Source organism: Pseudomonas sp. MWU13-2862 (assembly GCF_023242495.1).
Taxonomy (GTDB): Bacteria; Pseudomonadota; Gammaproteobacteria; order Pseudomonadales; family Pseudomonadaceae; genus Aquipseudomonas; species Aquipseudomonas gingeri_D.
The window spans coordinates 117798-143047 of the sequence record NZ_JALMEZ010000016.1 but is presented as its reverse complement, the minus strand read 5'-3'; the positions used below and the strand labels follow the sequence as shown (position 1 = coordinate 143047).

The window sequence follows — 25250 nt, the reverse complement described above, 5'->3', positions numbered from 1 at the left end:
ATCGCTTTGAAGGTGTTCTGGGGGGTAAACGGCAACGGCTTTCGCGGTTGCATGCCAGCACTGGACTGACTGATCCGGCACCGGCTCCACGTATCGAGCGAGGTGACGTCATGAGCATTTTCAGCCATTTCCAACAACGCTTCGAATCCACACGGCAAGAAGAACTCACGCTGCAGGAGTACCTTGAGCTGTGCAAAAAGGATCGCAGTGCTTACGCGTCGGCAGCTGAACGGCTGCTACTGGCAATCGGCGAACCCGAACTGCTGGATACGTCCACCAACTCACGGTTGTCGCGCATCTTCTCCAACAAGGTGATCCGGCGCTATCCGGCCTTTGAAGACTTCCACGGGATGGAAGAATGCATCGACCAGATCGTTTCGTATTTCCGCCACGCCGCCCAAGGCCTGGAAGAGAAGAAACAGATCCTTTACCTGCTCGGCCCCGTCGGCGGCGGTAAATCGTCCCTGGCCGAAAAGCTGAAACAGCTGATCGAGAAGGTCCCCTTCTACGCCATCAAGGGCTCGCCGGTCTTCGAGTCGCCCCTGGGGTTGTTCAACGCCACTGAAGACGGCGCGATCCTCGAGGAAGACTTCGGGATTCCACGGCGTTACCTGAACACCATCATGTCGCCCTGGGCGACCAAGCGCCTGGCCGAATTCGGCGGCGACATCAGCCAGTTCCGGGTGGTCAAGCTCTACCCCTCGATCCTCAACCAGATCGGCGTGGCCAAGACCGAACCGGGCGACGAAAACAACCAGGACATCTCGGCCCTCGTGGGCAAGGTCGATATCCGCAAACTGGAAGAGTTTCCACAGAACGACGCCGACGCCTACAGCTACTCGGGCGCCCTGTGCCGGGCCAACCAGGGCCTGATGGAGTTCGTGGAAATGTTCAAGGCACCGATCAAGGTGCTCCATCCATTGCTCACCGCGACCCAGGAAGGCAACTACAACAGCACCGAAGGCCTGGGGGCCATTCCGTTCACCGGAATCCTGCTGGCCCACTCCAACGAATCGGAGTGGCACACCTTCCGCAACAACAAGAACAACGAAGCCTTCATCGACCGGATCTACATCGTCAAGGTCCCGTACTGCCTGCGGGTCAGCGACGAAGTGAAGATCTACGACAAACTTCTGTTCAACAGCTCCCTGGCCAAGGCCCACTGCGCACCCGACACCCTGAAGATGCTCGCCCAGTTCACCGTGCTCTCGCGCCTCAAGGAGCCGGAAAACTCGAACATCTACTCGAAAATGCGCGTCTACGACGGCGAAAACCTCAAGGACACCGACCCGAAAGCCAAGTCGATCCAGGAATATCGCGACAGCGCCGGTGTCGACGAAGGCATGAACGGCCTGTCGACCCGTTTCGCCTTCAAGATCCTCTCGAAAGTCTTCAACTTCGATCCCCACGAGATCGCCGCCAACCCGGTGCACCTGCTCTACGTGCTGGAACAACAAATCGAACAGGAACAGTTCCAGGCCGAAACCCGTGAGCGCTACCTGCGCTTCCTCAAGGAATACCTGGCACCACGCTATATTGAGTTCATCGGCAAGGAAATCCAGACCGCGTACCTGGAGTCCTACAGCGAGTACGGCCAGAACATCTTCGACCGCTACGTGCTGTACGCGGACTTCTGGATTCAGGATCAGGAATACCGCGACCCGGAAACCGGCGAAATCCTCAACCGCGTGGCCCTGAACGAAGAGCTGGAGAAAATCGAAAAACCGGCCGGTATCAGCAATCCGAAGGATTTCCGCAACGAGATCGTCAACTTCGTCCTGCGTGCCCGGGCCAACAACAACGGCAAGAATCCGACCTGGCTCAGCTACGAGAAGCTGCGGGTGGTGATCGAGAAGAAAATGTTCTCCAACACCGAGGATCTGCTGCCGGTCATCAGTTTCAACGCCAAAGCCAGCAAAGAGGATCAACAGAAGCACAACGACTTCGTCACCCGCATGGTCGAACGTGGCTACACCGACAAACAGGTACGACTGCTCTCCGAGTGGTACCTGCGGGTCAGAAAATCGCAGTAGTAACGGCAGCTGCAAGCGGCTCGCGACAAGCCGCAGGCACGTTTATCGACGTGCCTGCGGTGCAGGAGCTGACCGCTTGTCTTTAAGCTTCCAGCTTGGCGCTTGAAGCTTGTAACTTGAAGCTGTCCGGAGGGCTCCTCATGAGCTATGTGATCGACCGACGTCTCAATGGCAAGAACAAGAGCACGGTGAACCGTCAGCGCTTCCTGCGGCGTTACCGTGACCATATCAAAAAGGCTGTCGAGGAAGCCGTGAGCCGGCGCTCCATTACCGATATGGAGCATGGCGAGCAAATCAGCATCCCCGGCCGCGATATCGATGAACCCGTGCTGCACCATGGCCGTGGCGGCAAGCAGACCGTGGTGCATCCCGGCAACAAGGAATTCACCAGCGGCGAGCATATCCCCCGGCCACCCGGCGGCGGTGGCGGCCGAGGTCCGGGCAAGGCCGGCAACTCGGGCGAAGGGATGGACGAATTCTCCTTCCAGATCACCCAGGAAGAGTTTCTCGAGTTCATGTTCGAGGACTTGGAGCTGCCGAACCTGGTCAAACGCAACCTCACCGGCACCGACACCTTCAAGACCGTTCGCGCCGGGATCAGCAACGAGGGCAACCCCTCGCGCATCAACATCATCCGCACCCTGCGCTCGGCCCACGCGCGGCGGATCGCCCTGTCCGGCAGCAGCCGGGCCAAACTCAAGGAAGCCAAGGCCGAGCTGGAGCGTCTGAGACGCGAAGAGCCGGACAACTTCGGCGATATCCAGGAGATCGAGGCGGAAATCGAGAAACTCAGTGCGCGTATCCATCGCATTCCGTTCCTCGACACCTTCGACCTCAAGTACAACCTGCTGGTCAAGCAACCCAACCCCAGCTCCAAGGCCGTGATGTTCTGCCTGATGGACGTCTCCGGCTCCATGACCCAGGCGACCAAGGACATCGCCAAGCGTTTCTTCATCCTGCTGTACCTGTTTCTCAAGCGGAACTACGACAAGATCGAAGTGGTGTTCATCCGCCATCACACCAGCGCCCGGGAAGTCGACGAGGAGGAGTTCTTCTACTCGCGGGAAACCGGCGGCACCATTGTTTCCAGTGCACTGAAGCTGATGCAGGAAATCATGGCCGAACGCTACCCGACCAATGAATGGAACATCTACGCCGCCCAGGCTTCCGACGGCGACAACTGGAACGATGACTCGCCCATCTGCCGCGACATCCTGATCAACCAGATCATGCCGTTCGTGCAGTACTACACTTACGTAGAGATCACCCCCCGCGAACATCAGGCCCTGTGGTACGAATACGAACGCATCAGCGAGGCGTTCGGCGATACGTTTGCCCAGCAGCAGCTGGTGTCGGCCGGCGATATCTACCCGGTCTTCCGTGAACTCTTCCAGCGCAGGTTAGTGACATGACCGCCAGAGAGCCGAAACAACAGAAACGCCAACCCCTCTCCACCGGTTCGGAGTGGACCTTTGAGCTGATCCAGGCCTACGACCGCGAAATCAGTCGTATCGCCAATCGTTATGCCCTGGATACCTACCCCAACCAGATCGAAGTCATTACCGCCGAACAGATGATGGACGCCTATGCCTCCGTCGGCATGCCCCTGGGTTATCACCATTGGTCCTACGGCAAACACTTTCTAAGTACGGAAAAGTCCTACAGCCGCGGCCAGATGGGCCTGGCCTACGAAATCGTGATCAACTCGGACCCGTGCATTGCCTACCTGATGGAAGAAAACACCATCTGCATGCAGGCACTGGTGGTGGCCCATGCCTGCTATGGCCACAACAGCTTCTTCAAGGGCAACTACCTGTTCCGCACCTGGACCGACGCCAGCTCGATCATCGACTACCTGGTCTTCGCCAAGCAGTACATCATGCAATGCGAGGAGCGCCATGGCATCGACGCGGTCGAAGACCTGCTCGACTCCTGCCACGCCCTGATGAATTACGGCGTCGACCGCTACAAACGCCCCTACCCGATTTCCGCCGAAGAGGAACGGCGGCGGCAGAAAGACCGCGAAGAGCACCTGCAAAAGCAGATCAACGACCTGTGGCGCACCATCCCCAAGGGTGCGGACAAGTTCAGCGACAAGGACAATGCACGCTTCCCCGCCGAACCCCAGGAAAACATCCTCTATTTCATCGAAAAACACGCACCGCTGCTGGAACCCTGGCAGCGGGAAATCGTCCGGATCGTGCGCAAGATCGCGCAGTACTTCTATCCCCAGCGCCAGACCCAGGTGATGAACGAAGGCTGGGCAACCTTCTGGCACTACACCCTGATGAACGATCTCTACGACGAAGGCCTGGTCACCGACGGCTTCATGATGGAGTTCCTCACCTCCCACACCAGCGTGGTCTTCCAACCGGGCTTCGACAGCCCCTACTACAGCGGCATCAACCCCTATGCCCTGGGCTTTGCCATGTACCGCGACATTCGGCGGATGTGTGAATCCCCCACGGAAGAAGACCGTCACTGGTTCCCGGACCTGGCCGGCAGCGACTGGCTCTCGAGCATCAAGTTCGCCATGAGCAGTTTCAAGGACGAGAGCTTTATCCTGCAGTACCTGTCACCCAAAGTGATTCGCGACCTCAAGCTGTTCAGCATCCTCGATGACGACCAGCGCGACGACCTGCTGGTGCCGGCCATCCATGACGAAGGCGGCTACCGGACCATCCGTGAAACCCTGGCCGCCCAGTACAACCTGGGCAACCGCGAGCCCAACGTGCAGATCTGGAGCATCGACCGCCGTGGCGACCGTTCGCTGACCCTGCGTCACCAGCAGCACGACCGCAAACCCCTGGGCGACTCTACCGAGGAAGTGCTCAAGCACCTGCACCGCCTCTGGGGCTTCGATATCCACCTGGAGACCCTGCAAGGCGACCAGGTCATGAAAACCCATCACGTCCCACCCAAGGGCGAGCACGGCGAAGGGGAGTACGGTCGACTGGACCTGGCCGTGATTCATCTCTGAGCAGCTCCTCACCTCCGTTGACGCGATTCACGGGTTATCCTGTCGTGCCAACGGAGGTTTTTCATGCAGATTTATAAAGTCGGCGGCGCGGTCCGCGATCGCCTGCTGGGTCAGCCGGTTACCGATATCGACTGGGTGGTGGTGGGTGCCAGCGCCGAAGAGATGCTCGCCAAGGGGTTTCGCCCGGTCGGTGCGGACTTTCCAGTTTTTCTTCATCCATCCAGTGGCGAGGAATATGCCCTGGCCCGAACCGAACGCAAAAGCGGACGCGGTTATGGCGGGTTCACGTTCCACGCCAGCCCCGATGTCACCCTGGAAGAGGACCTGATCCGCCGGGACCTGACCATCAACGCCATGGCTGAAGACGAGCACGGCAAGCTGACCGACCCCTATCACGGCCAGGCGGATCTCGCCGCCCGCCTTCTACGTCATGTTTCCCCCGCATTTGCCGAAGATCCCCTCCGTGTTCTGCGCGTTGCCCGCTTTGCCGCGCGCTATGCCGCCATGGGTTTCAAGGTGGTCCCCGAGACCCTGGCCCTGATGCGTCAACTGGCCGAATCGGGCGAACTGCAAGCCCTGACACCAGAGCGCAGCTGGAAAGAAATCTCCCGGGCCCTGATGGAAGACCAGCCCCAGGTGTTTATCCAGGTGTTGCGCGACTGCGGCGCGCTCGCCGTGCTGTTTCCGGAAGTCGACGCGCTGTTCGGGGTGCCGCAACCCGAGGCCCATCACCCGGAAATCGACAGCGGCGTACACACCCTGAGCGTCCTGGAGCAAGCCGCCCGCCATCAGCAACCACTGACCGTGCGCTGGGCCTGCCTGCTGCACGACCTCGGCAAGGGACTGACACCCGAAAGCGAGTGGCCCAAGCATATTGCCCACGAGTTCAAGGGCCTGAAGCTGATCAAGGCGGTGAACGAGCGCTACAAGGCGCCACGCGACTGCCAGGAACTGGCCTTGCTGGTCGGCGAATACCACACCCATGGCCATCGTGCCCTGGAGCTCAAGGCTTCGACCTTGCTGGAGTTGTTGCAGAGTTTCGATGTCTATCGACGCCCGCAACGTTTCGAGGAGTTTATCGCCTCGTGCGAGATGGATGCGCGGGGACGCCTGGGGCTGGAGGAGCGAACTTATCCACAGGCGGACTATTTACGCGGGGCTGCGACGGTCGCCAAGGCAGTCGCGGTTCAACCGCTGCTGGAGCAAGGCTTCAAAGGGCCGGAGTTGGGTGAAGCGCTCAAACGTGAGCGCCTGAAAGCCCTCAAGGCCTACAAGGAGCAGGCCGCAGGCTAGGTGCGCAAAAGATCAGGGGGCGTCAGTTGCCCCCCACGCCATTCAAACGCCACGGGGGCCAGCACCTGATCGATCTGCGCCTCTTCCCACAACATTGCGAAAGACTTCCCCGCCTCTGGATGCAAACGGTCCGGCGCAATCAGCGCCAACGGCCACAACACAAAGGCATTCTTGAGAATTTCCGCCCGCGGCAGGATCAGCCCGTCGAAATTCCCGACCTGCTCACCATACAACAGCACATCGATATCCAGCGGCAGGCCCTTGCGGTCCGGCGCATAACGGCCATTGTCGGCCTCGATGAACTTCAACCGGCGGTCCAGCTCCAGCAACGGCAGGTCGGTAAACGCCGACACCACCAGATTGAAGAACGGCCCGCTCTTGATGCCCACCGGCTGGCTTTCGAACACCGCCGAACAGCGGATATCCACCAGGAACGCGGCCAGTGCGTCCAACCCGGCACACAAGTGGGTTTCGCGCTCGATATTACTGCCGAGCCCGAGATAAACCTGAGTTAGCGACATCCGCGCTCAATCTCCACGCCCACGCCCCTGGCCGCCGCAACGGCCCCCGGCTTGGTCAGTTTGAGGTGCAACCAGGGAATCTGGAACTCGCTCATCAGCACCTGGGCCAGACGTTCGGCGAAGGTCTCCACCAGTTGGAACTGCGACTGCTCGGCAAACAGCTGGACGCGCGCAGAAACACTCGCATAATCGAGAGCCAGGCTCAGATCGTCGCCGGCCGCCGCCGGGCGGTTGTCCCAGGCAAAACTGAGATCAAGGCGCAGGCACTGACGGATGCCGCGCTCCCAGTCATAGGCACCGATCACGGTGTCGACTTCCAGGCCCTCGATAAACACTCTGTCCAAGCACTTCTCTCCGCAGCACGACAAGGGCGCAATGCGCCGTTAGAATCAGGGCGTCCCCGCCCGGAATAGTTAGCATGTTTTGGTTACTGGCGATCCTCGCCTACCTGCTCGGCTCTCTGTCCTTTGCCATTTTGCTCAGCCGCCTCACGGGAAATCCCGATCCGCGAATGAGTGGCTCGGGCAATGCCGGCGCGACCAACATGCTGCGCCTGGCCGGCAAGAAGCTGGCCATCCTGACCTTGCTCGGCGACCTCTGCAAAGGCCTGCTGCCGGTGCTGATCGCCGGCTACGCCGGGCTGTCGCTCCAACAGCAAGCCTGGGTCGGGCTCTGCGCCGTCCTCGGCCACCTGTTTCCGTTGTACTTCCGCTTTCGCGGCGGCAAAGGCGTCGCCACGGCCGCCGGCATGCTGCTGGGGCTGTATCCCCCCGCTGCCCTGTTGGCCCTGCTGACCTGGCTGCTGACCTTCTACCTCACCCGCACCAGCTCGCTGGCCGCCCTGATCGCCACGCCACTGACCCTGCCGCTGCTGGCCTGGCAGGAACCGGCCGCATTGCTGCCGATGAGCGTGGTGACCGGGCTGATCGTCTGGCGCCATCGCGGCAATCTACGCGACCTTTTCGCAGGGCGCGAACGACATTTCTGATCCTGATCGTGAAGGTGACTCACGCGCCACCTTGCACCGATCCCACTCAAATCGCCGACAACTGCTCCATCGGCCAGCGTGCCTGCACGCTGATCGCCAGGCTTTCCTTCTGTCCGGCCTGCAAGCGCTGGCACCCGGCAAACGCAATCATCGCGCCATTATCGGTGCAGAACTCGGGACGGGCATAGAACACGTCGCCCTTCATCTCACCGAGCATCTTTTCCAACGAAACACGCAGGGCCTTGTTGGCGCTGACGCCCCCGGCGATCACCAGACGCTTCATGCCCGCCTGCTTCAACGCACGCTTGCACTTGATGGTCAAAGTCTCCACCACCGCCTGCTGGAAGGCCAGCGAGATGTCGCAACGGGTTTGCTCGCCGTCGTCTCCAGTGCTCGCGCACTGCTGCCAGGTATTCAGGGCGAAGGTTTTCAAACCACTGAAACTGAAATCCAGCCCCGGGCGATCGCACATCGGCCGCGGGAAGACGAAGCGCCCCGCTACACCCTGCTCGGCCAGGCGGGCGATTTCCGGACCGCCCGGATAATTGAGCCCCATCATCTTCGCGGTCTTGTCGAAAGCTTCGCCGGCCGCGTCATCCAGGCTTTCCCCCAGCAACGCGTATTGGCCGATGCCATCGACCCGAACCAGCTGCGTGTGCCCGCCGGAGACCAACAAAGCGACGAACGGAAACTCCGGCGGTCGCTCCTCCAGCATCGGCGCCAGTAAATGGCCTTCCATGTGATGCACACCCAGGGCCGGTATATCCCAGGCAAAAGCCAGGGCCTGGGCGCACGAAGCCCCGACCAGCAAGGCCCCGACCAGGCCCGGACCGGCCGTGTAGGCAATCGCGTCGATCTCGGTCGGCGCGCAGTCGGCCTCGGCCAGGACCTGGCGGATCAACGGCAGCATGCGCTTGACGTGATCGCGTGAGGCCAGCTCCGGCACCACGCCACCATAGGCGCGATGCAAGTCGATCTGACTGAACAACGCATCGGCGAGAAGCCCGCGTTCACTGTCATACAGCGCGACGCCGGTTTCGTCGCAGGAGGTTTCTAATCCCAGTACTAGCATGGGTTTGCGCCTTGTAGAGGCTAGATTCGAAGGCGCGCATAATAGTCGTCACTCCAGGCCCCTACCAGCGGTTTTCGATCAGAGGCTTTGCATTCCGCGTCATGAGGGGTTAACATCCGCAACCCTTAAAAACCGACGATCTCCAGTGCGCTTTTGCCTGAGGACGTCGACCCCGGTAATGAATGAAGGTAGCTCTGGATGCCAGCCGTCAAAGTTAAAGAGAACGAACCCTTCGACGTAGCTCTGCGTCGTTTCAAGCGCTCCTGCGAAAAAGCCGGTGTTCTGGCTGAAGTTCGTAGCCGCGAATTTTACGAGAAGCCGACTTCGGAGCGTAAGCGCAAGGCAGCTGCTGCTGTTAAGCGTCACGCCAAGAAAGTTCAGCGCGAACAGCGCCGCGCCGTTCGTCTGTACTAATACACAGACGTTCGTTGCAAGCTTCTGCCAAGCCCGGCCCTCAGCCGGGCTAATGGCATTTGCGGATATCGCTTGATGCTTCACCGTCGAAGCCGCCGATGCGACCCAGACGAACCTGCTTGACCCCGTCAGACCTGGCACTTGCCAGCGGTGCGCGTCTTTCTGACGAGCCTTCCAAGGCTACCGACGAGCACACCCTTTCCGTTCCAGCTATCGAGCACTCTGCGATGATGAGAACGCCATGGCCGGGCTAATTCCCCAAAGCTTTATTGACGACCTTCTCAACCGCACCGACATCGTCGACGTGGTGAGTTCCCGTGTGCAACTGAAAAAAGCCGGCAAGAACTACACCGCCTGCTGCCCGTTCCACAAGGAAAAGACACCGTCCTTCAGCGTCAGCCCGGACAAGCAGTTCTACTACTGCTTTGGCTGCGGCGCTGGCGGCAATGCCCTCGGCTTCCTCATGGACCACGACAACCTGGATTTCCCCCAGGCGATCGAGGACCTGGCCAAAGCCGCCGGCATGGAAGTACCCCGCGAGGAAAGCGGACATGCGCGCAAACCGCGCCAGCCGACCGATTCGCCGCTCTACCCGCTCCTGACCGCGGCCGCCGACTTCTATCGCCAGGCCCTGAAAAGCCATCCGGCGCGCAAGGCGGCGGTGGACTACCTCAAGGGCCGCGGCCTGACCGGTGAAATCGCCCGGGATTTCGGCCTGGGCTTTGCCCCGCCGGGCTGGGACAACCTGTTCAAGCACCTGTCCAGCGACACCCTGCAGCAGAAAGCCATGATCGACGCCGGCCTGCTGATCGAGAACGCCGAAACCGGCAAGCGTTATGACCGTTTCCGCGACCGCGTGATGTTCCCCATCCGCGACAGCCGCGGCCGGATCATCGCCTTCGGCGGCCGGGTGCTGGGCGACGACAAGCCGAAATACCTGAACTCCCCGGAAACCCCGGTGTTTCACAAGGGCCAGGAACTCTACGGCCTGTTCGAGGCGCGCAAGAACAACCGCAACCTCGACGAAATCATCGTCGTCGAAGGCTACATGGACGTCATCGCCCTGGCCCAGCAAGGCCTGCGCAATGCCGTCGCGACCCTGGGCACCGCCACCAGCGAAGAACACCTCAAGCGCCTGTTCCGCGTGGTGCCCAACGTATTGTTCTGCTTCGACGGCGACCAGGCCGGCCGCAACGCCGCCTGGCGCGCACTGGAAGCGACCCTGGGCAGCCTGCAGGATGGCCGCCGCGCGCGCTTCCTGTTCCTGCCCGAAGGCGAAGACCCGGACACCCTGATTCGCGCCGAAGGCACCGACGCCTTCCGCGCCCGGATCAACCAGCACGCGCAGCCCCTGGCGGATTACTTCTTCCAGCAACTGACCGAAGAAGCCGATCCACGCTCGCTGGAGGGCAAGGCACACATGGCCACCCTCGCCGCGCCGTTGATCGACAAGGTGCCGGGCGCCAACCTGCGCACCCTGATGCGCCAGCGCCTCACCCAGATCACCGGCCTGACCCACGAAACCGTCAGCCAACTGGTGCACAGCGCACCGGCCGACGCGCCGCCGGCTTATGACCCCGGTATCGACTATGACGCCATGCCCGACTATTCGGACTATCATGTTCCCCAGCAGGAGGCTTACGCGCCCCAGCAGGAGTGGACGCCGAAAAAGCCCGGTGCGGGCGGCAAGAAGTGGGACAAGAAGCCCTGGGACAAGAACGGCAAGCGCGGTGGCGACCGCGACGAGCCCCGCGGCCCGCGCATCCCGGCCGCCGTCGAGCCACCGACGCTCACCGCCCTGCGCACCCTGGTCCATCACCCGCAACTGGCCGGCAAGGTCGAGACCGCCGGTCACCTCGCGGACGAAGAAAACACCCATGCACAGCTGCTCGTGGCCTTGCTCGAAGCCGTGCAAAAGAATCCTGGGCTAAGCTCATTTCAACTGATATCGCGTTGGCACGGCACCGAACAGGGTCGATTACTCACCCGTCTGGCGGAAAAGGAGTGGCTGATTGAAGGAGAGAACCTTGAACAACAGTTTTTCGACACCATAACCAGCTTGTCAGCCCGTCAAACCGAGCGAAAGCTGGAACAACTCATCAGGAAGTCGCGACAAGGCGATTTGAGCGCTGAAGACAAAATTCAGCTGCTTGAGCTGCTAAAACGCAATCTTCCTGCATCAAACCCGACCTCAACTGGCGCGTGAGGTCATAGCTCGGGTATAATCCTCGGCTTGTTTTTTGCCCGCCAAGACCTTCAGTGGATAGGGTGTTATGTCCGGAAAAGCGCAACAGCAGTCTCGCCTCAAAGAGTTGATCAGCCGTGGTCGTGAGCAGGGTTACCTGACTTACGCCGAGGTCAACGACCACCTGCCGGAGGATATTTCAGATCCGGAACAGGTGGAAGACATCATCCGCATGATCAACGACATGGGGATCAACGTATTCGAGAGTGCTCCGGATGCGGATGCCCTTTTGTTGGCCGAAGCCGATACCGACGAAGCCGCTGCCGAAGAAGCAGCGGCTGCGTTGGCGGCCGTGGAAACCGACATCGGTCGCACTACTGACCCGGTGCGCATGTACATGCGCGAAATGGGTACGGTAGAGCTGCTCACACGTGAAGGCGAAATCGAAATCGCCAAGCGTATCGAGGAAGGCATCCGTGAAGTGATGGGCGCAATCGCGCACTTCCCTGGCACGGTTGATCACATCCTCAGCGAATACGATCGTGTTACCAGCGAAGGCGGTCGGCTGTCCGACGTCCTGAGCGGCTACATCGACCCGGACGACGGCATTGCGCCGCCGGCCGCCGAAGTACCGCCGCCTGTCGACGCCAAGGCCGTTAAAGCCGACGACGACACGGACGACGAAGAAGCCGAAGCCAGCACCGACGACGAAGAAGAAGCCGAAAGCGGTCCCGATCCGATCATTGCCGCACAGCGCTTCGGCGCCGTGGCCGAGCAAATGGAGATCACCCGCAAGGCCCTGAAAAAGCACGGTCGCAACAACAAGGCGGCGATTGCCGAACTGTTGGCCCTGGCCGAGCTGTTCATGCCGATCAAACTGGTACCGAAGCAATTCGAAGGCCTGGTCGAGCGTGTTCGTGGTGCCCTGGATCGCCTGCGTCAGCAGGAACGCGCCATCATGCAGCTGTGCGTGCGTGATGCCCGCATGCCGCGTGCCGACTTCCTGCGCCAGTTCCCGGGCAACGAAGTCGACGAAAGCTGGACCGATGCACTGGCCAAGGGCAAGAGCAAATACGCCGAAGCCATTGGTCGCGTACAGGCCGATATCGTTCGCTGCCAGCAGAAGCTGACCGCGCTCGAGACCGAAACCGGCCTGACGATTGCCGAGATCAAGGACATCAACCGTCGCATGTCGATCGGCGAGGCCAAGGCCCGCCGCGCGAAGAAAGAGATGGTTGAAGCGAACTTGCGTCTGGTGATCTCCATCGCCAAGAAGTACACCAACCGCGGTTTGCAGTTCCTCGACCTGATCCAGGAAGGCAACATCGGCCTGATGAAGGCCGTGGACAAGTTCGAATACCGTCGCGGCTACAAATTCTCGACTTATGCCACCTGGTGGATCCGTCAGGCGATCACTCGCTCGATCGCCGACCAGGCCCGCACCATCCGTATTCCGGTGCACATGATCGAGACGATCAACAAGCTCAACCGCATTTCCCGGCAGATGTTGCAGGAAATGGGTCGCGAACCGACCCCGGAAGAGCTGGGCGAACGCATGGAAATGCCTGAGGACAAGATCCGCAAGGTATTGAAGATCGCTAAAGAGCCGATCTCCATGGAAACCCCGATCGGTGATGACGAAGACTCCCACCTGGGTGACTTCATCGAAGACTCGACCATGCAGTCGCCAATCGATGTTGCTACCGTTGAGAGCCTTAAAGAAGCGACACGCGAAGTACTCTCAGGCCTCACTGCCCGTGAAGCCAAGGTTCTGCGCATGCGTTTCGGCATCGACATGAATACCGACCACACCCTTGAGGAAGTCGGTAAGCAGTTCGACGTTACCCGTGAGCGGATTCGCCAGATCGAAGCCAAGGCGTTGCGCAAGCTGCGCCACCCGACGCGAAGCGAGCATTTACGCTCCTTCCTCGACGAGTAATACCAAAACCCCCGGCTCGCCGGGGGTTTTGCTTTCTGCAGTTTCCCTTCTCTCTGCCCGCCGTCCGTGCGCTGCCCGTCTACACTCGAATCATTCCTCCGAGCCATAACGAGACCGTTATGCCCAGACTGTCGGCCCTGCTTCTGTTTTTGCTGCTTACCTGGACCGCAACGGCTGGCGCGTTGAATCTCACCGATGATGAACGTGACTGGCTGAAAGCCCACCCGCAACTGCGCCTGGGTGTGGATGCCTCATGGCCGCCCTTCGAGTTCAGGGGCGAAAATGGCGCTTACCAGGGACTGACGAGCGATTACGTTCACCTGATCGAAAACCGCCTGGACATCACGCTCAGCCCCATCGAGCCGGTGAATTGGACCGAGGTGCTGGAACAGGCGAAGGCCGGCCAGATCGACCTGCTGCCCGGCATCATGTCGACCCCGGAACGGCAAGCCTATCTGTCCTTTACCCGCCCTTACCTGGATTTTCCGATTGTCATCCTGGCCCATGAAGGCGGCGCCAACCCCCATGACATGAAAGAACTCTATGGCCTGAAAATAGCCGTGGTGGAGAACTACGCACCCCACGAGCTATTGCGCAGCCATCATCCGGACCTCAACCTCGTCCCCATGCCCAATATCAGCTCGGCCCTGCAGGCCCTGGCCACCGATGAGGTCGATGCGGTCATCGGCGATCTCGCCTCCAGTGTCTGGAGCCTGAACCAGCTCAAGCTCGAAGGGCTCTACGTCAGCGGTGAAACGCCCTATCGCTACCAGTTGGCGATGGCCGTGCCCAAGGAACAGAAAGTCCTCGTGGGGATTCTCGACAAGGTCATGGCCGACATGACCGTCGCCGAAAAGGAGACGATCCAGAACCGCTGGGTGGGCAACGTCCTGACCAGTCGCTCCATCTGGGCCGATCTACTGCTTTACGGCTTGCCCTGTGCCCTGCTGCTGATCGCCATACTGGCTGCGGTCATTCGCATCAACCGCCGCCTGAGCTCGGAAATATCCCAGCGCGTGGCCCTCGAGCAGGAACTGCGCAGTAGCGAATACCATTACCGCGGCCTGGTGGAGAGCCTGTCGGCCATCGCCTGGGAAGCGCGCATGGACTTCACCTACACCTACGTCTCGCCCCACGCCGAAGCCTTGCTCGGTTATCCGCTGGCCCATTGGCTGATTCCCGGCTTCTGGCGCAGCATCACCCACCCTGCCGACCTGACCCGTGCCCAGGCCTTCTGCGACAAGGAGATCATCGAGGGCCGCGACCACACGCTCGACTACCGGGTGATCAGCGCCGACGGTCGCACGCTCTGGGTCCGCGACCTGGTCAGCCTGATCGAACACGACAGTGAGCCGCTTATCCGTGGCCTGATGATCGACATCAGCGAAACCAAACGGACCGAAGAGGCGTTGCGCCTGTCCGAACAGAAATTCGCCTCGGTCTTCCAGCAATGCCCGGACATCCTGGTGATCGCCCGCCTGTCCGACGGCCACCTGCTGGAAGTCAACACCGCCTTCGAGGAACAGATCGGCATGAGCGCCCGGGAGGTGATCGGGCATACCGCTACCGAGCTCAATATCTGGGGCATCGACGGTGTCGGCTCGGGACTGCTGGAGCGGTTAAGGGGCGGCAGTATCCGTAACCTGGAGATGCCCTTCAGGCGCAGCAATGGCCAAATGTTCACCGGACTGATCTCCGCCGAGCCCTTCGAACTCGACACCACGCCGGCCCTGGTGGTGGTGGTCAGGGACATCAGCCAGCTCAAGCAAACCCAACAACAACTGCAAACCTCCGAAGAAAAGTTCGCCAAGGCCTTCCACGCCTCCCCCGACGGTTTGCTGTTGAGCCGGCAAAGCGACGGCCTGCTGCTGGAAGTCAATGAAGGTTTCAGCCACCTCACCGGCTACAACAGTGCCACCTCGCTGGATCGATCGACCCTGGAACTGGGCATCTGGGTCAACCTGAACGAACGCAAACACATGCTCGAATTGATGCGGCGCGATGGTTTCGTCCGCGATTTCAGCTGCCATATCCGCCGCAACGATGGGCAGATCCGCCTGTGCGAAGTGTCCAGCCGGCCGCTGCCGATCGGCGGAGAGGATTGCATGCTGACCATCGCCCGGGACATCACCGAACGCCACGTCATGCAGGAAAAGCTGCAACAGGCCGCCACCGTCTTCGAAAGCACTGCCGAAGGCGTACTGATCACCGATATCCAGCAACACATCAGTGCGGTCAATCGGGCCTTCAGTGAAATCACCGGCTACAGCGAAACCGAGGCCCTGGGCCACACCCCGCGCCTGCTTGCCTCCGGCCAGCATGACAGCGCCTTCTATGCGGCCATGTGGCACCAGTTGACCGCCGAAGGTCATTGGCAGGGGGAGATCTGCAACCGGCGCAAGAACGGCGAGCTCTATCCTAGCTGGCTGACCATCAGTGCCGTGCGTAACCGCGAGAACGTCATCACCCACTTCGTCGCCGTGTTCGCCGACATCTCCAGCCTGAAACATGCCCAGGCGCGCCTGGACTACCAGGCCCACCACGACCCGCTGACCGGCCTGCCCAACCGCACCCTGTTCGAAAGCCGCCTGTTGGCCGCCCTGAACAGCCAGGCCGAAAACGGCGGCCAGGGGGCGGTGCTGTTTCTCGACCTCGACCGTTTCAAACATATCAACGACAGCCTCGGCCATCCGGTTGGCGACCTGCTGCTCAAGGGCATCGCCGTCAGGCTCAAGGAGCAACTGCGCGACGTCGACACCGTGGCCCGACTGGGCGGCGACGAGTTCATCATCCTGCTGCCGGGCCTGCACCAGGCCAGCGACGCCACGCACTTGGCCAACAAGCTGCTGGGTTGCTTCGGCGCGCCGTTCCAGGCGGGTGAACACGAGTTTTTTATCAGTGCCAGCATCGGCACCAGCCTCTATCCCAAGGACGGCAATGACGTCGCCAGCCTGATCAAGAACGCCGATGCGGCGATGTACCGCTCCAAGGCCAAGGGTCGTAACCGGGTCGAAAGCTACACCCGCGACCTCACGGCCCAGGCCAGCGAACGCGTGGCTCTGGAGCACGAACTGCGCCGGGCCATCGAGCGCCAGGAACTGCAACTGCTCTACCAACCCAAGATCAGTCTCCACGGCGGTCAACTGGTGGGGGCCGAGGCCTTGATTCGCTGGCAGCATCCGACTCTGGGCGAGGTACCACCGGAGCATTTCATTCCGCTGGCCGAAGAAAACGGCATGATCCTGCAGATTGGCGACTGGGTGCTGGAGCGCGCCTGCCGGCAGATGCAGCGTTGGAACAGGACCCACGGAGACTTCGGCCCGCTCTCGGTCAACCTCGCCGGCGCGCAGTTGCGCCAACCGAACCTGCTGGCGCGGATCGAACAGTTGCTCAGGGATTACCGGCTAGAGCCCGGCTGCCTGCAGTTGGAGATCACCGAGAACTTCATCATGAGCCAGGCCGAGGAGGCCCTGGAGGTCCTGCATCAACTCAAGCACCTGGGGGTGCAATTGGCCATTGATGACTTCGGCACCGGCTATTCGTCACTGAGCTACCTCAAGCGCCTGCCGCTGGATGTGTTGAAAATTGACCAGTCGTTTGTACGTGGTTTACCGGACGATCCCCATGATGCCGCTATTGTGCGCGCCATCATCGCCTTGGGCCGCAGCATGCAGTTCACGGTGATTGCCGAGGGTGTGGAGAACCAGGCACAGCAGGATTTCCTGGCCGTCGAAGGGTGCGAACAGATCCAGGGTTACATCGTCAGCCTGCCGCTACAGGCCGAAGAATTCGCCGCGACCTTCCTTCATATGAGGCTTTCGGAGTTTTCGGATAGCCCCCGCGAGAAACCATCGCTATAATTCGCGGCCTACTGAGGGCCTATAGCTCAGTTGGTTAGAGCAGAGGACTCATAATCCTTTGGTCCACGGTTCAAGTCCGTGTGGGCCCACCATACTCAAAGCCGCGCATTGCGCGGCTTTCGCGTTTCTGGGCGGCTCACCACAGATACAGTCCTATGGTCCAAGGGTACAATTTAGGTACAGTGCTGGTTCGCCAGCCGCCTAGGAGCCCCCTCTCATGGCTACTCTCATCAAAACCCCTTCCGGCACCTGGAAGGCGCTCATTCGTAAAAATGGCTGGCCCACTGTCGCCGTACTATTCACCGGGGCCTCACATCACAGACCGTTTGCATCTTAGTCACCGCTTGTAGAAAATCATCGTCTTTTTGCACGAATGGATACGCGCATGAAGTTCGAGAAGACCACGCAGTACAGGTCCGAGGAAGGGATCGTCTTCAATCTGTCTCAAATCACCCTCATGGAAAGCGACCGAGGTCGCCTGCGCGAGCTGCACTTTGGCGAAGCGAAACGCGCCCATTACCAAGTCAACAGCATGGTCGTCGATATGTACGACCGAATGCAGGCTCGAAACCTGCCATGCCTGCTGACAGTCTGCATTTCCAATCCCCTGACCCGGCAGCAGGCCGATGCTATCAGCACTATGCGCGGCAACGTCGCCAAGGGAATTGCTGCGGCCTCAGGTGGCGTTGCCGGGAGGGTAGGTACGTTGGGCGGGCCGCTCATTGGCTGGGCTTCAGGTGCAGTCGTGACGACAGGTGTCAACTGGTACCTCAAAGGGGCCCTGCCGAACCTGCATGCAGGTGACGTGCTGGTCAGCATCGAGGGAGAGGTCCATGGCGGGATTGGCCCACAGCGCTCTGTCGTGACGCTGGTCATCAAGGTCTGAGGAACTGCACATGCCCTACATCATGCAAACTGTCGTCCTTCTGGTGCTGGGCGCGATCCTCGTTCAGTTTCTGAAACCATACCCGCTGCGCAAGTGGCTGGGTTTGGCGCTGCTGGCAACGGGCTTGGTCAGCATCTTCAAGGTTGGTGAGCAGCAGGTGCTGGGCTTTGACCTGGAGCTGCTAGCACTGCTGGCCGTGCCGCTGGGCGTGGTGCTTTTCCTGACGCGGCGGCGGTTCACGGAGGGGGACTGAAGCCCTGGCACGATTTTTCGGTGCCGTCTCTGACCCAAAATCATATGGGACAACAGTCGATCAACAGCGCGTTGATCGATGATCTTAGCGTTGGACCTTGCCGGCGGATTGGGGGTTACTTTGAACATACTGGTAATGTTGGCGCTGATTGAAAACTGACCCACTGGCCTGGGTCTCGCGGCATAACCAGTCCAAGTTTTTTGCCGCACCCTCAACTGCTCGTAGAGGCACATCTCACACAGCTCGCTATGGAAGCGCAAACGCCTTGCTTTCAAGCGAGCTGGTGAGAGCCAGGGCGACTTGTCGCGCGGGGTATCTCCAGCATCCATGCCACTGAGATTGCGGACTTGTACTGGAATGCCGACGTGCCAGTACAACTGGTGGTAAAGTCATGAGCTACCGCAGATTTCTAAAAATTACGCCAAACCCACGGATTACGCCGCTTTCAGCTTTTTTCACTTTACCAGTGCACTACCCTGCAAGCTTTTTTAACTCGTTGGCCGAGAAGTGAGGGTTACCCAAAGAGATGAGATCGGCATGCCGGCTATTGGCCGTGTTCGGCCTCTTCCAGCTACGACTGCTGGTCGGCCAGGGCTGCTTGTCTATGACTGCGAGACTGGTTTCCAGGATCTCCTCGGCTGTTCACTGACGCGACAAGGGCCTGGGCCTGGAACTGCCAATGGCAATCCCCTCCCCACGAATCTGACTCGGCATCACATTCAGCCACCTGCGTAGCAACCGTCGTAGGGTCGCCGCATCTCCTAGTCCCACCTCGGCAGCCACTTCCTCTACCGAAAGTCCGCTACCTTCCAATAGCACGCGCGCCTTGTTCAATCGCACCGACTGGATCAGTTGCTGCGGCCCGTAGCCTAGCACTTTGGTGACCTGCCGGTTGAGCGTGCGCGTGGATACGTTCGCCTTGAGAGCCAGCGCGCCCACTGTCACCGGCGCTGGAATTGTCTGCGCAATATGCGCGGTCAGTTGGGCAATCAGACCGTTCTCGGGCGCCATCATCGTCGGGGACATATAGGGCGACTGCAGGCGTCGACGCTCCACCAGGAGTGCCTGACCTATCATCGCGGCCAGCCGCTCACCGAAGCTCTGGCGCAGTACATACAGCAGCAGGTCCACGTGGGCCAGCGCTGCGCCTGCGGTGATCAGTGGACCATCGGCGTGCACCATGCGGTCCGGTTCCACGCGTGCCTGAGGAGCCGCGTGACGCAACGCGGATGCCAGCCACCAGGTGGTGGTGACGCAGCGCCCATTCAGCAGTCCGGCGGTGTTGAGCAAGAACACGGACGAGCACGAAGCAGCAATCTTGCCGCCAGCTTCGGCGTGACGACGCAGGGCTGCAGCCAGTGGTGCGACGTCCGGCTGGGCCATCCGTACTCTGAGTTGCGCGGCGTCGTCTACATCCAGCCCAGGCAGGATCCAGCAGTCGTGCTTGTTCGTTTGGAGGGGCAGGTTTGCGACCTTTAGTTGCAGGCCGCCGGACAACTCTAGGGTACCGGCGCTAATACCACACACGCGCCAGCGTGGCGCGACCACACCTACCCGGGACGCAAGCTTGGCGGCGGTGGCCAGTAGATCCAGGGTAAGGGTGACGCTAGAAGCGAAGGCGCCTTGGGGCACCACCAGAGTGAAATCGTACATTGACTGATAGTGCATGATTTACGGCAAATCGGCCACTGTTGCTCGCGGTGGTCGTGCTCTTTAATGGAGGTTCTTTCCCACAGGAGCTGTGATCAATGCCGACTATTTTCATCAAGACCCCTGCCGGCGCACTGAGCGCGCAGCAGCGTGAACGGATGCTCACCGCCGTCGACGCGGCAGCCACACAGTGCAGTGGGCTGGGACCGGACCCGCGTCAGCGCCGTCTATGCTGGGTGATCGCCGAGGAGATTCCTGCGGGCCTGTGGCGCTGCGGCGGCAGCGACGACTTCAGCCAGTTTGTACCATGCCTAGTGCAGATCCTGGCCCCAGCCGGTGTGCTGGATGACGCGCATCGTGCGCGTTATGCCGCAGCAGTGCATCAGGCGATCGTGGAAATCGTGCCGGTACCTGAAGCACAGCGGCTGGTGACCTCCATCATCGTCAGCGACGTAGAGGATGGGACGTGGGGCGCAAACGGTCAGTTGTGGCGACTTCCGCAGTTCGTGGCAGCGGCGGGGTATGCACATATGCCACAGGTGGTGCCCTCCAGCGCTCCGTGAATCGCCCACTTCATTGAACATGTGCTTACGTCTGCCAAGGGATACGGTTGGCCTCAAGGAGAATGCTCCGACTTAAGAGCCGGAGCATCGGGATCGATCAGTCCAGCTGTTTCCCCTTGGTTTCGGGTAACTGCATAACTGCATAGTGGAGCGAGCCTCAAACGCTGCAAAATCAGTACAACCACGGTACAGTACTCAGCTTGAGCAACCTTCTCAAAGTTACGCTTAACACCACGTACTACGGGGCCTCCAGCTATGCCAACCTACGTTCACCTACGAACGCTTTCTCTAGGCATACCAGTTCGCCCAGCAACTCATAATCCTTTGGTCCACGGTTCAAGTCCGTGTGGGCCCACCACCTCTGAAGGCCGCGTCTTACGCGGCCTTCGCATTTCTGGCACAGCGCATTTTCCGGCTCTAAAAAGGGCCAAAAGTCGCCTTCCGTCCAAGATTCGTCCAATCTCAAAAATTCACACCATTTCAAGCAAATGGTCGGTCATCTAGATGGGATGAGGTCGATCCCTCGAGCAGAGCATCCACAACAGCCCGAGCCATTTCTACCGAGTGAAGCATGCCCCAGAACAGGGATCGCTCCACCGGATTCGTATGCAAGCTGATTTCGTCACCGTTCAGTTCGGCTGCTTCGAGCAATTTCGAGACATAGATCAGCGCGTCCTGGGCATTGACGCCTGGTTGGATGGCAAAAATCGAGGGTTTGAGAGGGTCAGCGTGATCGATGGTTTTGGATACTGTAAAAGAGAGAGTACCAAGCAAACGGGCCGTATCAGACCGGATCAACTTTACAGAGTCGTTGGTGCCTTCAACGACGCCACGAACGAGAGCACTGCCCTCATCTGAGTTGGGGGCCTTGGAAACGGAAGGCGGATCGGGAGTGATTTTCTTGGTCACAGGTAAAACTCCTACGTAAGAAATACCTCAAGGAGTTCGTACATTTTCGTGTCCAGCGAAAAGGTGACGAACTGTACGCAGGTGGACAACCGGGTAACGTAGGACCCGGCACACCCCTCAAGGATGTCCCGCGCACAGTCCGCCATAAAGCGAACACAAGAATACCGCATGCGCGGCATTGTGCGACTACGTTTGAAAACCACGGGTGTCCAGCCCGATCGCTGAATTTGCAGCGACAGTCAAAAGGTAATTGTCGTACTTAGCTGGCGCAACTTGAAAAACGTGTGCAAATGTATGTTCCTCAAGGTGCACACGCGGGTAGATCTTGATGAAACTGAGCGCGCACAACTGAGAAAAATGTTGAGCGGCGACAAACAGGCGACGCGCAGAATCAAACAAGCGCCGATTCCGCTGGCCGCCGACACTGGGCTCAGTGATGAAGAGATTACTCCTCCAGACCAGCGCCCAGCCCTTATTGCAGCTCGAACCCCTGGCTTTTCAAAGCGACGACGCAAGCATCATGATCCTGTTGCGCGTTACCGCCCGAGATGCCGATTGCTCCGACAACCTCACCATTGAGGATGATTGGGTAGCCACCGCCGACCGCGACAAGTCGAGGACGATGCGCCAGTTGGGCGACCTGCCCATTCTCGAGGATCTCGTTCCATTTCTGCGTGGCCAAACCGAACGACGCGGCGGTCCAAGCCTTGTCGATGGCAACCTCAGCAGTCAAAAAAGCCGCTTTGTCGGAACGCTCGAAAGCCTTCAAGTGGCCGGCTGCGTCAGTAACGGCGATCGTAACCTCAATGCCGATATCGCGGCCGGCCGCGCGTGCGGCATCGATCAAGGCCAATGCGGCGTCGCGGGAAATGGTCGAGATGGCGACCGTTTGGCGGGACTGGGTGATTGCAGGTGCGTTCATAGTGCCTCCGATTGCGTGGCGAGTTGTCGTGAGGCGAATTCTGTATTGGTAAGATAAAATTGATAAGGCCCATTCATGGCTATTACTTTCAAATGAAAATTGAAAATATCGGCGACCTGGTGGTACTGGTATATACGGCGCGCACTGGCAGCCTAACCGGGGCGGCCAAGGTCATGGGGGTGACCCCGGCAGCCGCTAGTGCGATGCTCAAACGGCTGGAAACACAGTTGGGTACACGCTTATTCGAGCGCTCGACACGCGCCATGCGTTTGACCGAGCAAGGCCAGACGCTACTTGAATACGCGAGCCGCGCATTTGACCTGGTTGCGGAAGGGGAGGCTCAGGTAGCGGCGGAACATACGGGCCTGGTTGGAAGGTTGCGCGTGGCGGCGCCTTCCGATCTGGCCCGAACCACGTTATTGCCCTGGTTCGATGAATTCCTTGCCCTGCATCCAGCTATCGAGTTCGCCCTTGCAGTCGGGGACCGAACACTCAATGTCATACAGGATGAAGTAGACATCGCCATTCGATACGGCAATCTGGCGGATTCTCGTATGGTTGCACGCCCGCTATTGATGCAAAGGCCTATCGTTACGGCATCGCCCGAGTATTTGAGACGGCATGGTACGCCCATGACCCCGCTCGATTTGACGCAGCATAACTGCCTTGTATTTGGCCGTGGCGGGCAGGAACACCGTCTGTGGAAGTTCTCCAGGAATGGTAAGGACATGCAGGTGCGGGTGAGTGGTGACCGCTGCGTCGACGACGCATCCCTCGCCCGCGAATGGGCCATCGCGGGCGCTGGCTTTCTATTCAAGACCCCACTCGAATTACAACCAGAACTACGGGCAGGGCGTCTGGTACGTGTCCTGCAGGACTGGGAAACCGATCCCTACCCCTTGCAGGCGCTACTCCCGAGCGGGCGGTTCGTTCCAAACCGGGTGCGAGTCTTCGTGGCATTCATCTCCGGCAAGTTCAGCGAGTCGGCATTCGGCGAACACATAACAGTGCCACGTGACTGACGGGACATTGGCTTGTTCATCTGGAAGATCGGGTGCAACTCTCGGTGACGGTATTCATCCGGGCGTACAGGCATCAGTAAACTGATTGCAGCCTTCAGGCGTCGTAACTTGCAGTACGGTCGTCATCAATCGAACACTCCCCGTATTTCGTCCAACGTGGGCATTACCGCTGGCACCACGGCGAACTCACAGTCCAAAGCACCCAGGGCTCGCGCATAGGCGACCATACCCACTGACAGATCACCCTTCTCGATGGCGATGACCTTCTGTCGGGTGATGCCAGCCAAGGTAGCGAGTCGGGCTTGAGTCAACCCGCGACTCAGACGACGCTGCCGGACCTGCTCGCCAAGACGCGTTGTGATAAGGGCATAATCCATGTTCTGTATACGCGACAAACTATATTAAATGTAACGTATACCGAACCTCTGAAAAATCAAAGCAGATATGCCGCTCAACCCAAGTGCAGCCTGCAGCGTCTCCCAGCTAGACGATGAGCCGAATAAATCGCACAATCGGCTCACCAAATGAGCCGAATAAGCCTTTTATTCGGCTCACGCTCATGCGGAGTCCTCTATGAACGATCTGCCTCACTGGATCTGGCAACAGCCCGACTGGCCTCATTTCACCTGGCAGGAAAAGGTCCTGACGCCGCTGCTGCTGGAATGCGGACACGCCCAGGGACGCTTGCTCGGCATGGCCGCAGCCATCGGCGAGGACAGCAGTGCGCAGAACGAACTGGATGCCTTGCTGCAAAACATCATCACGTCATCGGCCATCGAAGGAGAGCCGCTGAATGTCGGTTCAGTCAGGTCTTCGTTGGCAAGACGCCTCGGACTGAGCGCCGACCAATCCGCCAGCCCACGTAGCGAGGGCCTGGCGGAACTGCTGTTGGACGCAACGCAACACCACCAATCGCCGTTGAGCCTTGAGCGCCTGCTGTATTGGCAAACACTGCTTTTCCAGCCCGACGAAAGCCCTCTGGCACCGAAAATCCGTATCGGCAGGCTGCGCGGTAACGAGCCGATGCAGGTGGTCTCCGGACGTCTGGATCGACCTGTCGTGCATTTCGAGGCACCACCGCAGGCCGGGCTCGACGAAGAACTGACGGCGTTTATCCACTGGTTCAACGCCAGTCAGGCCGACACGGCACTCGACCCACTATTGCGAGCCGGAGTCGCGCATTTCTGGTTCGTGACCTTGCATCCATTCGATGATGGCAATGGTCGCCTGACCCGTACCCTCACTGATCTGGCACTGGCCCAGGGCGAACAACAGGCGATTCGGTTCTATGCGATGTCCGCGAGCATTCTCGAAGACCGGAAGGGCTATTACGAAATACTCGAGTCCAGCCAGAAGGACTCGCTGGATATCACCCCTTGGCTGCAATGGTTCCTGAAAACCCTGCTGCGCAGCCTGGAGCAGGCCCAGGCCAACATCGATCGGGTACTGGTCAAGGCACGGTATTGGCAACAACGTCGCCATCTTCAACTCTCGCCGGAACAACTCAAAGTTATCAACAGGCTGCTCGATGGCGGTGAGAGAGGTTTCGAGGGTGGTATCAATGCCGCGCAATACCAGGCAGTCGCCAAAGTCAGTAAGGCGACGGCAACCCGTCATCTGGCGGATCTTCTGGAGAAAGGCTGCCTCTATCGCCTTCCCGGAGGCGGACGCAGTACCCGCTATCAGATTCCCGGCCTAAGGCCGGCGGATCCTTCAAGCCTGTAACATGGCACCACTCTCAACACCCGCCACCGGAGCCC

Annotated in this window: 21 protein-coding genes, 1 tRNA gene and 2 pseudogenes; 16 read left to right on the top strand and 8 right to left on the bottom strand. The window is 59.8% G+C overall.

Annotated features, from left to right (window positions below; all coding sequences use genetic code 11):
• Positions 1-110: 110 nt before the first annotated feature.
• From M5C56_RS26120 to M5C56_RS26105, 4 genes are all read left to right on the top strand, one after another.
• The gene (locus M5C56_RS26120; RefSeq protein ID WP_017128689.1) at positions 111-2033 is read left to right on the top strand and encodes a PrkA family serine protein kinase; all 1923 of its coding nucleotides are present in this window, start codon (positions 111-113) and stop codon (positions 2031-2033) included.
• 140 nt (positions 2034-2173) lie between these two features.
• Positions 2174-3445 carry a YeaH/YhbH family protein gene (locus M5C56_RS26115; protein WP_103495709.1) on the top strand — a complete coding sequence of 424 codons (1272 nt, stop codon included), beginning with the start codon at positions 2174-2176 and terminating at the stop codon, positions 3443-3445.
• On the top strand, positions 3442-5013 hold the full coding sequence (locus M5C56_RS26110; protein WP_103495708.1) for a SpoVR family protein: 1572 nt from the start codon (positions 3442-3444) through the stop codon (positions 5011-5013). Before M5C56_RS26115 ends, M5C56_RS26110 begins: the two co-directional genes overlap by 4 nt.
• Before the next feature lie 63 nt (positions 5014-5076).
• Entirely contained in the window at positions 5077-6306 is a 1230-nt protein-coding gene (locus M5C56_RS26105; RefSeq protein WP_103495707.1) for a multifunctional CCA addition/repair protein, read from the top strand.
• Here M5C56_RS26105 and folK read toward each other — a convergent pair.
• Positions 6303-6827, bottom strand: coding sequence for a 2-amino-4-hydroxy-6-hydroxymethyldihydropteridine diphosphokinase (gene folK / locus M5C56_RS26100; RefSeq protein ID WP_103495706.1), 525 nt, complete (start codon positions 6825-6827; stop codon positions 6303-6305). The two genes, M5C56_RS26105 and folK, sit on opposite strands and share 4 nt — an antisense overlap.
• On the bottom strand, positions 6818-7171 hold the full coding sequence (gene folB, locus M5C56_RS26095; RefSeq protein ID WP_103495705.1) for a dihydroneopterin aldolase: 354 nt from the start codon (positions 7169-7171) through the stop codon (positions 6818-6820). Before folB ends, folK begins: the two co-directional genes overlap by 10 nt.
• 74 nt (positions 7172-7245) lie before the next feature.
• Between folB and plsY the strand changes: the two genes are divergently transcribed.
• On the top strand, positions 7246-7815 hold the full coding sequence (gene plsY / locus M5C56_RS26090; protein ID WP_100938509.1) for a glycerol-3-phosphate 1-O-acyltransferase PlsY: 570 nt from the start codon (positions 7246-7248) through the stop codon (positions 7813-7815).
• Between the two features lie 46 nt (positions 7816-7861).
• Here plsY and tsaD read toward each other — a convergent pair whose 3' ends face one another.
• Entirely contained in the window at positions 7862-8887 is a 1026-nt protein-coding gene (gene tsaD, locus M5C56_RS26085) for a tRNA (adenosine(37)-N6)-threonylcarbamoyltransferase complex transferase subunit TsaD (RefSeq protein ID WP_103495704.1), read from the bottom strand.
• 198 nt (positions 8888-9085) lie between these two features.
• Between tsaD and rpsU the strand changes: the two genes are divergently transcribed.
• The 8 genes and pseudogenes from rpsU (at position 9086) to M5C56_RS26045 (ending at position 18424) form a co-directional block, all read left to right on the top strand.
• Positions 9086-9301: a 30S ribosomal protein S21 gene (gene rpsU, locus M5C56_RS26080; protein ID WP_002551877.1), complete on the top strand. Its 216-nt coding sequence runs from the start codon at positions 9086-9088 to the stop codon at positions 9299-9301.
• 241 nt (positions 9302-9542) lie between these two features.
• Positions 9543-11507 carry a DNA primase gene (gene dnaG / locus M5C56_RS26075; RefSeq protein WP_103495703.1) on the top strand — a complete coding sequence of 655 codons (1965 nt, stop codon included), beginning with the start codon at positions 9543-9545 and terminating at the stop codon, positions 11505-11507.
• 67 nt (positions 11508-11574) lie between these two features.
• Positions 11575-13425, top strand: a complete 1851-nt coding sequence (gene rpoD / locus M5C56_RS26070) for an RNA polymerase sigma factor RpoD (protein WP_103495702.1) — start codon at positions 11575-11577, stop codon at positions 13423-13425.
• A 119-nt stretch (positions 13426-13544) separates the two neighbouring features.
• A complete protein-coding gene (locus M5C56_RS26065; RefSeq protein WP_103495701.1) occupies positions 13545-17285 on the top strand; it encodes an EAL domain-containing protein in 3741 nt (1246 codons plus the stop codon).
• A gap of 15 nt (positions 17286-17300) precedes the next feature.
• Positions 17301-17377 (top strand) — tRNA-Ile (locus M5C56_RS26060).
• A gap of 125 nt (positions 17378-17502) precedes the next feature.
• Positions 17503-17577 (top strand): annotated as a pseudogene (locus M5C56_RS26055) (integrase); the annotation flags it as partial.
• Between the two features lie 93 nt (positions 17578-17670).
• On the top strand, positions 17671-18171 hold the full coding sequence (locus M5C56_RS26050; protein ID WP_247263363.1) for a hypothetical protein: 501 nt from the start codon (positions 17671-17673) through the stop codon (positions 18169-18171).
• Positions 18172-18181: 10 nt separating this feature from the next.
• Positions 18182-18424 (top strand): hypothetical protein, encoded by a 243-nt coding sequence (locus tag M5C56_RS26045; protein WP_054594326.1) that lies wholly within the window; start codon positions 18182-18184, stop codon positions 18422-18424.
• Positions 18425-19066: 642 nt separating this feature from the next.
• On the opposite strand, the gene M5C56_RS26040 is transcribed toward M5C56_RS26045, so the two are convergent.
• A complete protein-coding gene (locus tag M5C56_RS26040; RefSeq protein ID WP_103495700.1) occupies positions 19067-20077 on the bottom strand; it encodes a helix-turn-helix domain-containing protein in 1011 nt (336 codons plus the stop codon).
• 95 nt (positions 20078-20172) lie between these two features.
• On the opposite strand from M5C56_RS26040, the gene M5C56_RS26035 reads away from it, so the two are divergent.
• Positions 20173-20637: a tautomerase gene (locus M5C56_RS26035; protein ID WP_103495699.1), complete on the top strand. Its 465-nt coding sequence runs from the start codon at positions 20173-20175 to the stop codon at positions 20635-20637.
• A 480-nt stretch (positions 20638-21117) separates the two neighbouring features.
• Here M5C56_RS26035 and M5C56_RS26030 read toward each other — a convergent pair whose 3' ends face one another.
• Positions 21118-21435 (bottom strand): hypothetical protein, encoded by a 318-nt coding sequence (locus tag M5C56_RS26030; RefSeq protein ID WP_103495746.1) that lies wholly within the window; start codon positions 21433-21435, stop codon positions 21118-21120.
• Between the two features lie 583 nt (positions 21436-22018).
• Positions 22019-22468, bottom strand: a complete 450-nt coding sequence (locus M5C56_RS26025; protein WP_103495698.1) for a heme-binding protein — start codon at positions 22466-22468, stop codon at positions 22019-22021.
• A gap of 92 nt (positions 22469-22560) precedes the next feature.
• On the opposite strand from M5C56_RS26025, the gene M5C56_RS26020 reads away from it, so the two are divergent.
• Positions 22561-23490 (top strand): LysR family transcriptional regulator, encoded by a 930-nt coding sequence (locus M5C56_RS26020; RefSeq protein ID WP_103495697.1) that lies wholly within the window; start codon positions 22561-22563, stop codon positions 23488-23490.
• An 8-nt stretch (positions 23491-23498) separates the two neighbouring features.
• Here the strand turns inward: M5C56_RS26020 and M5C56_RS26015 are convergent.
• Both M5C56_RS26015 and M5C56_RS26010 read right to left on the bottom strand, forming a co-directional pair.
• Positions 23499-23616, bottom strand: a pseudogene (locus M5C56_RS26015) (type II toxin-antitoxin system HipA family toxin); the annotation flags it as partial.
• Positions 23616-23867, bottom strand: a complete 252-nt coding sequence (locus M5C56_RS26010; protein WP_103495696.1) for a helix-turn-helix domain-containing protein — start codon at positions 23865-23867, stop codon at positions 23616-23618. The pseudogene M5C56_RS26015 and the gene M5C56_RS26010, both read right to left, overlap by 1 nt.
• A gap of 196 nt (positions 23868-24063) precedes the next feature.
• Between M5C56_RS26010 and M5C56_RS26005 the strand changes: the two genes are divergently transcribed.
• Positions 24064-25215 carry a Fic family protein gene (locus tag M5C56_RS26005; protein ID WP_103495695.1) on the top strand — a complete coding sequence of 384 codons (1152 nt, stop codon included), beginning with the start codon at positions 24064-24066 and terminating at the stop codon, positions 25213-25215.
• Positions 25216-25250 lie beyond the last annotated feature (35 nt).